The organism is Streptomyces sp. NPDC045021 (assembly GCF_056432645.1).
The window spans coordinates 102,041-114,502 of the sequence record NZ_JBWKIQ010000005.1 but is presented as its reverse complement, the minus strand read 5'-3'; the positions used below and the strand labels follow the sequence as shown (position 1 = coordinate 114,502).

The window sequence follows — 12,462 nt, the reverse complement described above, 5'->3', positions numbered from 1 at the left end:
GTCCTTGCCGGGTATTCGGAGCGGCGCGCCGTACGGATTGGTGGGACTACAACAGATCGAGGATCTTCCGCAGACTGTCCGGGCGCTTGTCGGCCGGCAGATGGTCGACGAGGTGCACCGGGCAGCCGAGCACCGCGGCGCCCGCGTCGGCGCGCCGGTCGTCGCCCACCATCGCGACGTGCTCGGGAGGAAGTCCCAGGGCGTCGCAGGCGATCGTGAACAGCCGGGGGTCCGGCTTCTGGATGCCGTGCTCGAAACTCAGCACGTACGCGTCGACGAACGGGTCGAGACCGTGGGCGCGGATGACCGGCCGCAGGTCCCAGCCGATGTTGCTGACCACGGCCACGGCGGTCCCACGCCGCCGCAGTTCACCCAGCACCTCGGCGGTGTCGGGGTAGGGCGTCCAGGCCTCCGGCGTCATATGGCGGTCGTACAGGGCGTCGTAGACGTCCCACGGCAGGTCCGCCTGCCGGGCCATGCCGGTGTATGCGGCCCGGTGCTGCTCGGCACTGCGGTCGCGCTCCTGCCAGACGGCCGAAAGCTCCGGCGGCACCCGGATCGGATGGGCGCCGCCGGGCAGCGCCCCGGCCCGCTCCAGCCGCTCCGCGTACCGCGCGATCACCGCGGCGGGAACGTCGTGGCCGGTCGCGGTGAGGACCGCGTCCAGCCAGCGTTCGGCCGGTTCGACCCGCATCAGGGTCCCGGAGAAGTCGAACATGCATCCCTTGATCGCCATGGCGCCATTCTCCGGAACGCGCCGGGAAGTGAGCCGCCAGGGGCCCGGAAGGAGCGGTTCCGGCGGGCTACGCGAGAGCGCTGAGCCCCGGGACGAAGGCGATCAGCAGGGGGACGGCCGGGACGAGGAGCGCGGTCGCGGTCAGTCCGGCCCGGCGTACCGGGGCCAGCCGCGGCGCCGGATCCAGCAGCCGGTGCACCCGGCGCGGCAGTTCGGCGAGCGGAGTGGGACAGGGGCCGAACACCCCGCGGTCCTCGTTGAGCTCGACCAGGGCCAGCGCCGTGGTGAGCCGTCCGAAGCGGCGCGAGGCGGTGTCGTCGGCGGCCAGCTCGATCAGCCGGTGCACCTGGTCGCGGAAGCCGGCGAAGACCGGGACCTGCGGGAAGCCGGAGGCCAGTGCGCCCGCGCAGTGCAGCAGCACATCGTGCCGGGCACGGACATGGCCCTGCTCGTGGGCGAGTACGGCGTCGAGCTGGCGGCCCTTGAGCCGGCGCAGCGCGGCCGTGGTCACGACCAGCTGCGGCTGCGCGCCCGACAGCCACCAGGCGTCGGGCCGGTCACCCTCCAGCACCACCAGCCGGTCACCGGCCGGAGGCTCCTCGCCGGGCAGCCGGGGGGAGCGTACGAGCAGTTCGGCCCGCCGCCGGCGGCGCCGGGACCGCGCCCCGCGCACCTCGCGGGTGAGCATCGCGGCGGTCCACACGCCACCACAGGCCAGCAGGATCGCCAGCGATCCGGCCCAGCGCCCGTAGCCGGGCAGGCCGTACGCGTCCACGACACCGTGCGGGGCGAAGCCGAACAGGTGCCAGCGCACCGCGGCGGAAGCGGCGGCGGCGCTGAGCGCCATCGCCAGGACGCAGCAGAGCAGGACGGCGGCGACGACGCACTGCCAGACCCACAGGGCCAGCACGGGTTCGCGCTCCGGCCAGGCGGCACGGGACAGCAGGCGCGGCGTCATCGCCGCCGCCAGTGCGCCGACCACCAGCAGCACGAACGGGACCGTCATGCCGCTCACCCTAGGAGGCGGCGGGACCGGCGGGTACGGTCCGCGGTCCGAAGTGATGCACGCCTCACCTCGTCAGGGCCCGTCCCGCGCGCCCGAACCTCCGGCTGCGCGCAGGACCCGGCCGGCCGTACGACTCTTCGTCGCTACGGGTGACGTCGGGCGGCAGCCGGTCGCGCCGCCACACACGCCGCAATCGCACGGATACGGTGCGTCATGCGAGCCGATCATCGGAACGGCTCACCCGCGACTTCGTCTGCGACGACCTCATCGAACTGGAGGCGTGGTGTGCCGTATCGGTACTCTGCTCGCCGTCCTTGCCCTCTCCCTCGTCGCACTCCTCGGAGGTGCGACCGCCTCCCAGGCACATGCGGAGCCCGGTGGCCGGGTGGCGTTCACCCTGCCCGTCTCGCTCGATCTGCATGACGGCATCATCCAGAAGTTCGACGGCGTCTATTACGCGTACGGGACCGCGTACGCGTGCGGCTTCCACTGGCAGGCGACCAACACGCCGTGGTGCGGCTTCAAGGTGTCCACCGCGCCCTCGCTCTCGGGGCCCTGGTCCACGCCCACCCTGCTGTTCGGCCTGAACGACATCGATCCGTACACCGGCACGAGCTGGCAGGTGGAGTGCGGCGGTACCGGCGCGGGCTGTTTCAACGCGCGGATGATCCAGCGCAAGGGCTGGGGCAGTGACGACGGGGTGTGGATCCTGTGGTTCAACTCCCCGGCCGACTACGGGCGCGACAGGACCCATGCCTACAACGCGATGGGCTGCAACGGGCCCGCCGGCCCGTGCGGCCCCTCCGCCGGTCCGCCGCACGGCTCGTACACCAAGCCCGCGCTGAAGTACTGCACCGGCAACGGGGACATGGGCTTCATCGACTCCGTCACGCCGGGCGCCGCGCCCGCCCTGGTGTGCACGATGCCCGGCGCGTTGTCCCTGTCCATCGAGGAGCTGAACGCCTACGGCGTCGGCGGGTCCGGCGAGGGCGGGCTGAGCGTCGCCGGACTGAAGAACATCGAGAGCCCCGGCGGCTGGTACGACCGGGCCAGTGGGCAGTACTTCCTCACCTATTCGGATCCGGGCTGCGGCTACTGCACGGGCACCGGTACCGGCTACGCCACCGCCACCAGCCTCTACGGGAACTGGGTCGCGCCTCCGAACCTCGGCGTCGGCCAGCCCGCGAACGGCCGTCGCCTCATCTCCGCCAACAGCTGCGGCGGACAGTCCCGCACGGTCTCCGTCGTCGACGGGCGGGCCTGGCAGGGCATCGACCTGTGGACCGGCGAACGGAACGAGACCTCCGCGCGGATGATGTTCGTGCCGCTCAACTCCACCACGCCCTCCGGCACTCCCGGCGACGGCCAGGTCTGGCGGCCGCCGCTCGCCCTCGCCTGCTGACACCCACCGGGGCGATCGGCCCCGGCGCTCACAGCGCCAGCAGCATCGCGAACATCCCCAGCGCCATGGAGACCCGGCACGCCGCCAGCTCCGGCGCGATCGGCACCCCGGCCGGCGGACCGCCGGCCGGGGCGACGGCCGCCACCGTCACCAGCCGGGCGCCGGCTCCCAGGACGTAGGCGGCGAAGTACACCAGCAGCGCCCCCGTCAGCAGCGGCGTACCCGCCGGGGAGTGCCCGGCGTGGCTGCCGGCCGGGGCGGCGGTGCCCATGGCGGCCGTCATGTAGACCATCGCGGCAGCGCCCAGGGCGTGGTGCAGATGGTGACCGGGCCGCCGGGCGAGCAGCAGGGCCCGGACCGCCGCCGCCGCGAAGACCACCGCGAGCAGCAGCGAACCCCAGGGTCTGGGGTCGAGTACGGACATGGGCACGGCCATCACCGCCATGCCGGCCCCCATCAGCGCCTCGTCCCGCGCGCCGTGCCGCAGCAGGCACGACAGCCCCGTCGCGGCGCTGAGTACGACCAGCAGCCACCCCACCAGCGGTGGTCCGTGCATGACCGGCCTCCCGTTCGCGGCGTTCCCGCCCACCGGCCGCCCCGCGTCCCTCGGCGACGGCGTTCCGCTGGAGAGCTGCCCAGGCACGAGGGCGCACACCCACGCGCACGGACGTACTCGGGGGGCGCGATGGACGTACTCGCGGGCCGCGGTCTCAGGCCCTGGCGCGCTGGGTGACCGCCACGCAGACCAGGACGGCCAGCGCCGCGAGCGGGGTGGCGGCGTCCAGGTGCTCGCCGAGCAGCGCCGCCGACCACACCAGCGTCAGCAGCGGCTGCGCGAGTTGGAGCTGGCTGGCGCGGGGGACGCCGATCGCGGCCATGCCCCGGTACCAGACCATGAGGCCGAGGACCTGGGAGCCGGCCGCGAGATACGCCAGCCCCAGCAGCGCCTGGCCGCCGATGTGCACCGGCTCGAAGGTCAGCGCCACGAGCGAGCCGGCCAGGGTGAACGGGAGCATCGCGATCAGCGCCCAGGAGATGACCCGCAGCCCTGGCATCACCCCGGCCAGCCGGCCGCCCTCGGCGTAGCCGGCCGCGCACACCGCCAGGGCGCCGAAGAGGTAGAGGTCGCCGGTGGTCGGGGCGCCGCCGCTCTGCGCGAGGGTGAACACGGTGACCACGCCGGCGCCCGCGATCGCGGCGGCCCAGAAGGTGCGTGACGGACGGCTCCCCTCCCGCGCGGCGGCCACGATGGCGGTGGCCAGCGGCAGCGCGCCGATGACGACGGCGGCGTGCGCGGTGTTCGTGGTCGTCAGCGCCAACGTGGTGAGCAGCGGAAATCCGACGACGACCCCGAGGCCGACGACCACCAGTCCCGGCCAGTGCTCCCGGGCGGGAACCGGAGCCCGCCCGACGACCAGGCAGACACCCGCGACGGCGGCGGCGAGGACGCCGCGCACGGCGACGGTGGTCCACGGCCCGAAGCCACCGAGCGCCCAGTGGGTCGCGGGGAAGGTGAGGGAGAAGATCGCGACGCCGACAGCGGCGAGGGCGGTGCCGTTCACCGCTATCGGTCGCAGTGCGGTAGCGCTATTATCGGCTGTCATGAATGACGGTAGCAGTTCGACTTCACTGGCGGATTCGTTGCGGAGCGAGCTGAAGCGCTTCTCCCCGGGAGCGAAACTGCCGTCGAGCCGTTCCCTCGTCGACCGGTTCGGCGTCAGCCCCGTGACGGTGTCCAGGGCGCTGGCCGCGCTCGCCGCCGAGGGCCTGGTGGTGACCCGCCCCGGCTCGGGCACCTACCGGTCGCAGGAGGCCGCGCACCCCGCGGGCCCCGTCGACACCTCCTGGCAGCAGGTCGCCCTGACCGCCGGGGACCAGCACGGCGAGCCGGCCCCGCGCGTCGTCGACGCCTCCGGGGTGCTCGCCACGCTCGCCGCCCCGCCGCCCGGTGTGATCCCGTTCAACGGCGGCTATCTGCACCCGGACCTCCAGCCGCAGCAGGCCCTGGGCGCGGCGCTCGCCCGCGCGGCCCGCAGGCCCGGGGCCTGGGACCGGCCGCCGGTGGAGGGGCTCACCGCGCTGCGCACCTGGTTCGCCCGCGAGGCGGGCGTCGGGCCCGCCCAGGTGCTGATCACCGCGGGCGGGCAGGCCGCGCTCACCACCGCGCTGCGCGCGCTCGCCCCGCCCGGTTCCGCGCTGCTCGTCGAGTCCCCGACGTACCCCGGAGTGCTCGCGGTGGCCCGCGCGGCCGGCCTGCGGCCGGTCCCGGTGCCGACCGATGCCGACGGCGTACGCCCGGACCTGCTCGCCGACGCCTTCGGCGCCACGGGCGCGCGGGTCTTCTTCTGCCAGCCGCTCTTCCAGAACCCGACGGGAGCGGTCCTCGCCCCGGAGCGGCGGGCGCAGATCACCGGGATCGCCCGCGCGGCCGGGGCGTTCGTCATCGAGGACGACTTCGCCCGGCGGCTGGGCCACGGCGGCCCGCTGCCCGCGCCGCTGGTCGCCGACGACCCGCACGGCACCGTCGTCCATGTCACCTCGCTGACCAAGCCCACCTCGCCCAGCCTGCGGGTCGGCGCGCTCATCGCCCGCGGCCCGGTCGTGGAACGGCTGCGCGCCATCCAGGTCGTCGACAGCTTCTTCGTCCCCCGCCCCCTGCAGGAAGCGACGCTGGAACTGGTCGGCGCACCCGCCTGGCCGCGCCATCTGCGGGCCGTCGCGTCGGGCCTGCGCGAGCGCCGCGACGCGATGCTGGCAGCCCTGCGACGCGACCTGCCGGAGCTCGTCCCCGGCCACGTCCCGACCGGCGGCTACCAGTTGTGGCTGCGACTGCCCGACGGCACCGACGAGACGGAGCTGTGCACGGCCGCCCTGCGCGCCTCGGTCGCCGTCGCGGCCGGGCGCGCCTACTTCGCCGCCGAGGCCCCGGCGCCGTACATCCGCGTCAGCTTCGCCGACACCAGCGGCACCGAGGAGATCGACGACGGGATCAGGCGGCTCGCGGCCGCCTTCACCGAGGTCAGGGCCGGTATCTGATCGGGTGGTCGGCCGGCACCTCCACCACGACGATCTCCAGCCCGTCGGGATCCGCGATCCACATCTCGACCAGCCCCCAGGGCTCCTTCAGTGGCGGCCGCAGCACGGGGACCCCGCGATCGGCCAGTTCCGCGTGCGCCGCCGCGATGTCCGGGACCTGGATCCAGATGCGCAGCGCCGCACTCATCGGCGCCCCGGAGCGCCCGGAGACCTCCAGATAGCCGCCGCCGAGGAAGAACACCGTGCCGCGTCCGGGTCCGCTCCCGAACTCCCGGTAGATCGCCAGCCCGAGATCGTCACGGTAGAAGGCCCGGGATCGTTCCAGGTCGGTCGGCTGCAACAGGATCCGGCTGCTCACCACATTCACCATGCGGTGAAGCTACCCGGCCCCGGCGGCCCGGATGTGCTCCCAGGTAGCCTCGGCCCCATGGACATCAGCGAGCGCACCGCGCAGCCGACCTTCCGCACGGCCACGCCGGCCGATGTTCCCGCCGTCGTCACTCTCGTCGAGTCGGCGTACCGGGGGGACTCGAGCCGGGTCGGGTGGACGACCGAGGCGGACATCCTGCAGGGGCAGCGGACGGACCCCGAGGGCGTCGTCGAGGTGATCGAGAAGGCGGGCAGCCGGCTCGTCCTGGTGGAGCGCGAGGGCGAGCTGATCGCCTGCTGCCACATCGAACGCCGCGGTGACAACGCGTACTTCGGGATGTTCGCGGTCCGGCCCTCGGCGCAGGCCGGCGGCCTCGGCAGGACCGTCCTCGCGGAGGCCGAGCGCTACGCCGTGACGGAGTGGGACGCGGCGCAGATGCACATGACGGTGATCACGGCCCGCGAGGACCTCATCGCCTGGTACGAGCGCCGCGGCTACACCCGAACCGGCCGGACGCACCCCTTCCCGTACGGGGACGAGCGCTTCGGGCTGCCGCAGCGCGACGACCTGGAGTTCGAGCTGCTGGTGAAGGACCTCAAGGCCGCTGCCACCGGCTGACCGCTACAGCCGTCCGGCCTCCGCGAAGCGCCGCAGGAACCGCTGGGTGCGCTCCTGCGCCGGCGCCCCGAACACCTCCTTGGGTGTGCCGCGTTCCAGCACCACGCCGCCGTCGAGGAAGCAGACCTGGTCGGCGACCTCGCGGGCGAAGCCCATCTCATGGGTGGCGATCACCATCGTCATGCCCTGCTCCTTGAGATCGCGGACGACCCCCAGCACCTCGCCGACCAGCTCCGGGTCGAGCGCCGCGGTGATCTCGTCGAGCAGCAGCAGCCGGGGCTTGCCGGCCAGCGCCCGGACGATCGCGACACGCTGCTGCTGTCCGCCGCTGAGCCGGTCCGGGTACTCGCCCGCCTTGTCGCCGAGGCCGAGCCGGGCGAGCAGTTCACGGGCCCGCTCGGCCGCCTCGGCGCGTGCGACCTTGTGCACCCGGCGCGGTGCGAGGGTGATGTTGTCGAGCACGGTCATGTGCGGGAACAGGTTGTACGCCTGGAAGACGACGCCGATCCGGCGGCGCACCGTGTCCGGGTCGACGCGCGGGTCGGTGATGTCCTCGCCGTCCAGGAAGATCGCCCCGTCGTCGATGTCCTCCAGCAGGTTGGCGCAGCGCAGCAGCGTCGACTTGCCGGACCCCGAGGCGCCGATGAGCGCGGTGACGGTGTGCGGGGGCACGGTGAGATCGATGTCGCGCAGCACCACCGAGGAGCCGAACGTCTTGCGTACGGACTCCAGCCGCAGCACGGGTGTGGCGCTCGTGCCGGTACTCATACGGTCCCTCCCTGCGACTGGCGGCGGTTCATCCGGGCGGTGATCCAGTCGGTGAAGCGCGTCATCGGGATGGTGAGCGCGACGAAGATCAGGCCGGCCACGACGTACGAGGTGTAGTTGAACGTCTTGCCGGCGTAGATCTGCGCCGCGTACACCGCGTCCACCGCGCCGGCGATCGACACCAGGCCGGTGTCCTTCTGCAGCGAGACGAAGTCGTTCAGCAGCGGCGGCACGACCCGCCGGACGGCCTGCGGCAGCACCACATGGCGCATGGTCTGCGCGCTGCTCAGCCCCAGCGAACGGGCGGCGGCACGCTGGCTGGGGTGCACGGTGTCGATCCCGGCCCGGAAGACCTCGGCGACGTACGCGGAGTAGGTGAGGACCAGCGCCGTCCCGCCCAGCACCACCGGGTCGGTGGTGACGCCCTGCAGCCGCAGCGCGGGGACGCCGAAGACCACCCCGAGCAGGCAGATGATCAGCGGCAGACCGCGGAAGAAGTCGACATACGCGGTGGCGAGCGCGCGCAGCGGGAAGAAGACCGGCCCGCGCAGGGTGCGGGTGATGGCGAGCAGCAGCCCGAGGACCAGGACGACCGCTCCGCACACCACCATCAGCTGGAGGTTGAGCCATAGCCCGTCGAGGATCTTCGGCAGCGAAGCGCGCGCGTCGTGCGCGTTGAAGAAGGTCTCCTTGGTGCGCTGCCAGCCCGGGGAGCTGACGACGAGCCCGATGAGCAGCCCGGCGGTGGCGAGGGAGCTGACGGCGCCGATGGTCACCGCGCGGCGGGTGCGGGCGCGCCGGAAGCGCTCCCGTTCGATCCGCCGCGCGGACGGCCGGTAGGTGTCCGGCCGCGTGTCCTCCAGGGTCACTTCAGCACCGGGGCGTCGACGGCGTCGGAGAGCCAGCGCTTCTCCAGCCCGGCCAGCGTGCCGTCCTTGCGCAGCGCGTCGACGGCCTTGCTGACGCAGGAGGTGAGCTTGCTGCCCTTGTCCAGGACGAGGCCGAACTGCTCCTGCTGGGCGCCACCGGCCTCGAACTGGCCGAGGACCTTGGCCTCCGGCACCTCGGCGCCGGTGATGTAGAACGCGGTGGGCAGGTCGACCACGATGCCGTCCACCTGACCGTTCTTCAGCGCGCTCTTGGCGAGGTCGTTCTTCTGGTAGACGGCGGGCGCCTGGGTCGGCTTGATGACGTCGTTCAGCACGTCCAGGCTGGTGGTGCCGACCTGGGCGCCGAGTTTGGCGCCCTTCAGGTCGGCGATCGTCTTCGCGTTCGCGATCTTCGAGGTCTTGAGCGTGATGACGGCCTGGCGCACGTCGTAGTAGCCGGACGAGAAGTCGACGGCCTTCTTGCGGTCATCGCTGATGGAGACCTGGTTGATGTCGAAGTCGAAGGTCTTCGCCCCGGGCGCGAAGGCGTTGTTGAAGGCCACCGTCTGCCAGACGACGTCGGCCTGGGCATAGCCGAGCTGCTTGGCGACGGCGTAGGTGACCGCCGACTCGAAGCCCTTGCCGTTGGCGGGCTTGTCGTCGGTGAACCACGGGTCGTACGCGGGCGTGTCGGTGCCCACGGTCAGCTTGCCCGCGGCGCGGGTGGCCAGGCCGGCGGGGGCGCAGTTCGCGGCGGACGTTCCCGAGGGCGAGGCGGTGCTGCCCGCGGAGGAGTCCTCCTGGGGCGCGCAGCCGGCGGCGGCGAGGGTGAGCAGGGTGGTGGCCGCGGCGATGGCGGCGAGGCGCGGGGACAGCGGGTTCGCGGAACGCATGGCCGGACATTGGCACCGGCTGGGGGAGTCTGTCCAGGCCGCACGGGCGTACGTCCGAATGGCGGACGTTTGTGTCCGGAGTGTTGCCGTGGGCGCCGCGGGCCGAACTCGGACCGTCAGGCCCGCCCGGCGATCTGAGGCATCGTCCGTCCGTCGATCGACGGCAGGTCCGTCACGATGCCGTCCAGTCCCAACGCGTGCGCCAGGGCCAGTTCCTGCGGGGTGTTCACCGTCCACGCGATCACGGCGATCCCCGCGTCCTGGCACCGCCGGACGATGTCGAGGCTGAGCTGCGGCAGTTCCAGACTGACCATCCGGGCGCCCACCGCCTGCGCGCGGGCCACCAGGTCCTGGCCGAGTTCGCTGGCGACCAGCACCCGGTGCGACTGCGGCAGCAGCTCGTGGATCTCGCGCAGCGCCTCGTCGTGGAAGGACAGCACGCTCACCCGCCCCACCTCGTCGCGCTCGTGCAGCACCTTCGCGAGCACCCGGGCGGCGGCCACGTCCTTGATCTCGGCCTGGACCGGTCCGGTGACCGTGTCGAGCACCTCTTGCAGGACCGGCACCCGTTCGCCCGCTCCCGCGTCCAGCTCCCGCAGCGCGTCCAGGGTGAGGTCGCCGATCCGGCCGGTGCCGTCCGTGGTGCGGTCCACCTCCGCGTCGTGCATGACGACGAGCGCGCCGTCCTTGCTCAGGTGCAGGTCGAGCTCGATCTGGTCCAGTCCCTCGCGCTCGGCGCGGGTGAAGGAACGCAGGGTGTTCTCGGGCTCCACGCCCATGACACCCCGGTGACCGACGGTGAGGAAGTTCATGGCCGACAGCCTAGCGACGGCTGGTGACGGCGGGCGGAACGTGGTGTGACGGCGTGGAGTGCGCGGAGCGGACACCGGCCGTGCCGAGGACGAATCCGGTGATCAGGGCGGCGACGAGGACAGCGCGGGTACTCATGACCCCTCTCCTACCGCCGCCGGACCCCGATCGGCCGACTCCGTCACTCGTGTGAGGGCGTGCCGCCCCGCCGGGCTGCCACGGCGATGCCGGGACCCGACAGGGCAGCCGATGCGGCGTCCGGCGCGGGCATCCCTTGCGGGGATCGCGTACCCGGGAAAGCTGGGCGAGACTGGAACAAAGTCGTTTTATGGCAGTTGGGCAGAAATGTCCCGAAGGTCACCCTCGCCGCCGTGACGCAACGAACAGAAGTCGTCGCGAGAACGGCGCATGGCAGGAAAATGACCGGTCTTGATGGGGGTCGCGCAGGATAATCTGTTCCGACCCCCCTTGAACGGAGGAAGCTCGTATAGATACGCTTCCTTGGCGGATCAAGCGCGTTTCTTCTGTGAAGGAGGGGTCATGAGTGAAAATCTTTCGGCTGTAGTGGCTGACGGGACCGGCATATCCGGCGAGGGCATCGCCTCGCATCCGGCGTGGGCCGTACTGAAACAAGCCGTGGAAGCCATCAGGCCCTGGCAGCAGAAGGACGGTTCGATCGACTTCTCCGCCGAGGTCGTACCGCCCCTGGCCGATGTGGAGCGCACCCTGGATCGCGTCATCGACGCGATCGAGCAGCTCTCCCCGCTGGTGCCGCACGACATGGCGTACCACCAGGCACTGGTCACGGACCTGCGCCGGTGGGCCGACGGCGGCTTCGGCGTCCCGGACTTCCTGGACTCGCTGCTCGCCTTCCAGCCCGCCGCCGACCGGAAGGACGGCCTGCAGCACCTGGTCGTCTTCCCGATGTACACGCAGAACGGCAACCCGGACCGCAACCTGGAAGCCGTCGCGCTGCGCGTCGTGTGGCCCGACTGGCTCGCCGAGCTGGAGCGCACCCGCTACGACAACCCGCTCTTCGTGCCGATCACGTTCCAGGACTTCACCCCCGGCTACGACACCAACTCCGCGGTGCTCTTCCCGGAGACCGTCGCCGTCCGCCAGGCGCCCGAGCGCTGGACCTGGGGCGGCATCTTCTGCGACCGCGAGGCCGCCCGTTTCCGGGCCGTGACCGCCGCCGCCGTGGACACCCTCGGCCTGGAACTGCCCGGTGAGGCAGCCCGGCTCATCGAGGACCAGGAGCTCTCCCAGCAGACGTTCGTGCTGTGGGACATGATCCACGACCGCACCCACAGCCACGGCGACCTGCCGTTCGACCCCTTCATGATCAAGCAGCGCGCGCCGTTCTGGATGTACGGCCTCGAGGAGCTGCGCTGCGACCTCACGACCTTCAAGGAGGCCGTGAAGCTGCAGGCCGAGGGCCACCCGATGGGCCTGGGCGTGCAGTACGCGATCCTCTTCGACCGCCTCTTCCGCTTCCCCGTCACCGGCGACCGGGTCCGCAACTACGACGGCCTGGGCGGGCAGCTGCTCTTCTCCTACCTGCACAAGCACGACGCCGTACGCTGGACGGACAACACCCTGCACATCGACTGGGAGCTGGCTCCCAAGGTCACCAACCAGCTCTGCGCCGACATCGAGAAGCTGTACCGCGACGGCATCGACCGCCCGAAGCTCGTGCACTGGTTCGCCGCGTACGACCTGGTCGCGACGTACCTCTCGCCCCACCCCGGATCGGTGTGGGCCAAGGGCGCGGACGCCCTCGACCTGTCACTGCCGCCGCGCAAGCTCGTGGACGAGGTGCTCGTCGACGAGTTCCCGCTGAGCATGTTCTATGAGGCACTCGCGAAGAAGCTCCGCGACGTGATCGCCTCCACCAAGGGGATCACCGCGAGCGGCGTCGTACGGACGGCGGCGTGAGCGACGCGGCCGAGGA

General features: G+C 72.2%; 14 protein-coding genes. 4 read left to right on the top strand and 10 right to left on the bottom strand.

The window, feature by feature from the left end; genetic code table 11:
* Positions 1-46: 46 nt before the first annotated feature.
* Positions 47-736 carry an HAD family hydrolase gene (locus AC07DC_RS17255; protein ID WP_478915252.1) on the bottom strand — a complete coding sequence of 230 codons (690 nt, stop codon included), beginning with the start codon at positions 734-736 and terminating at the stop codon, positions 47-49.
* Between the two features lie 67 nt (positions 737-803).
* Complete coding sequence (locus tag AC07DC_RS17250) at positions 804-1,742, bottom strand: M56 family metallopeptidase (RefSeq protein ID WP_478915251.1); 939 nt, start codon at positions 1,740-1,742, stop codon at positions 804-806.
* 283 nt (positions 1,743-2,025) lie between these two features.
* Between AC07DC_RS17250 and AC07DC_RS17245 the strand changes: the two genes are divergently transcribed.
* Complete coding sequence (locus AC07DC_RS17245; RefSeq protein WP_478915250.1) at positions 2,026-3,144, top strand: glycoside hydrolase family protein; 1,119 nt, start codon at positions 2,026-2,028, stop codon at positions 3,142-3,144.
* A 28-nt stretch (positions 3,145-3,172) separates the two neighbouring features.
* Here the strand turns inward: AC07DC_RS17245 and AC07DC_RS17240 are convergent, their stop codons facing one another.
* Positions 3,173-3,700, bottom strand: coding sequence for a DUF5134 domain-containing protein (locus tag AC07DC_RS17240; RefSeq protein ID WP_478915249.1), 528 nt, complete (start codon positions 3,698-3,700; stop codon positions 3,173-3,175).
* A gap of 154 nt (positions 3,701-3,854) precedes the next feature.
* A complete protein-coding gene (locus AC07DC_RS17235; RefSeq protein ID WP_478915248.1) occupies positions 3,855-4,748 on the bottom strand; it encodes a DMT family transporter in 894 nt (297 codons plus the stop codon).
* Here AC07DC_RS17235 and AC07DC_RS17230 point away from each other — a divergent pair.
* Positions 4,747-6,180, top strand: coding sequence for an aminotransferase-like domain-containing protein (locus AC07DC_RS17230; RefSeq protein WP_478915247.1), 1,434 nt, complete (start codon positions 4,747-4,749; stop codon positions 6,178-6,180). The genes AC07DC_RS17235 and AC07DC_RS17230 overlap by 2 nt on opposite strands.
* Here the strand turns inward: AC07DC_RS17230 and AC07DC_RS17225 are convergent.
* On the bottom strand, positions 6,164-6,550 hold the full coding sequence (locus AC07DC_RS17225) for a VOC family protein (RefSeq protein WP_478915246.1): 387 nt from the start codon (positions 6,548-6,550) through the stop codon (positions 6,164-6,166). The genes AC07DC_RS17230 and AC07DC_RS17225 overlap by 17 nt on opposite strands.
* 57 nt (positions 6,551-6,607) lie before the next feature.
* Between AC07DC_RS17225 and AC07DC_RS17220 the strand changes: the two genes are divergently transcribed.
* Positions 6,608-7,168: a GNAT family N-acetyltransferase gene (locus tag AC07DC_RS17220; protein WP_478915245.1), complete on the top strand. Its 561-nt coding sequence runs from the start codon at positions 6,608-6,610 to the stop codon at positions 7,166-7,168.
* Positions 7,169-7,171: 3 nt separating this feature from the next.
* On the opposite strand, the gene AC07DC_RS17215 is transcribed toward AC07DC_RS17220, so the two are convergent.
* The 5 genes from AC07DC_RS17215 to AC07DC_RS17195 form a co-directional block, all read right to left on the bottom strand.
* Positions 7,172-7,936, bottom strand: coding sequence for an amino acid ABC transporter ATP-binding protein (locus AC07DC_RS17215; RefSeq protein WP_478915244.1), 765 nt, complete (start codon positions 7,934-7,936; stop codon positions 7,172-7,174).
* The gene (locus tag AC07DC_RS17210; RefSeq protein ID WP_478915243.1) at positions 7,933-8,805 is read right to left on the bottom strand and encodes an amino acid ABC transporter permease; all 873 of its coding nucleotides are present in this window, start codon (positions 8,803-8,805) and stop codon (positions 7,933-7,935) included. Before AC07DC_RS17210 ends, AC07DC_RS17215 begins: the two co-directional genes overlap by 4 nt.
* Complete coding sequence (locus AC07DC_RS17205; protein ID WP_478915242.1) at positions 8,802-9,698, bottom strand: ABC transporter substrate-binding protein; 897 nt, start codon at positions 9,696-9,698, stop codon at positions 8,802-8,804. The genes AC07DC_RS17210 and AC07DC_RS17205 overlap by 4 nt, the downstream gene beginning before the upstream one ends.
* A gap of 116 nt (positions 9,699-9,814) precedes the next feature.
* Positions 9,815-10,510 carry a glycerophosphodiester phosphodiesterase gene (locus AC07DC_RS17200; protein ID WP_478915241.1) on the bottom strand — a complete coding sequence of 232 codons (696 nt, stop codon included), beginning with the start codon at positions 10,508-10,510 and terminating at the stop codon, positions 9,815-9,817.
* 10 nt (positions 10,511-10,520) lie between these two features.
* On the bottom strand, positions 10,521-10,646 hold the full coding sequence (locus AC07DC_RS17195) for a hypothetical protein (RefSeq protein ID WP_478915240.1): 126 nt from the start codon (positions 10,644-10,646) through the stop codon (positions 10,521-10,523).
* Between the two features lie 402 nt (positions 10,647-11,048).
* Here AC07DC_RS17195 and AC07DC_RS17190 point away from each other — a divergent pair, with 402 nt between their 5' ends.
* Positions 11,049-12,446 (top strand): DUF6421 family protein, encoded by a 1,398-nt coding sequence (locus AC07DC_RS17190; protein WP_478915239.1) that lies wholly within the window; start codon positions 11,049-11,051, stop codon positions 12,444-12,446.
* Positions 12,447-12,462: the final 16 nt, after the last annotated feature.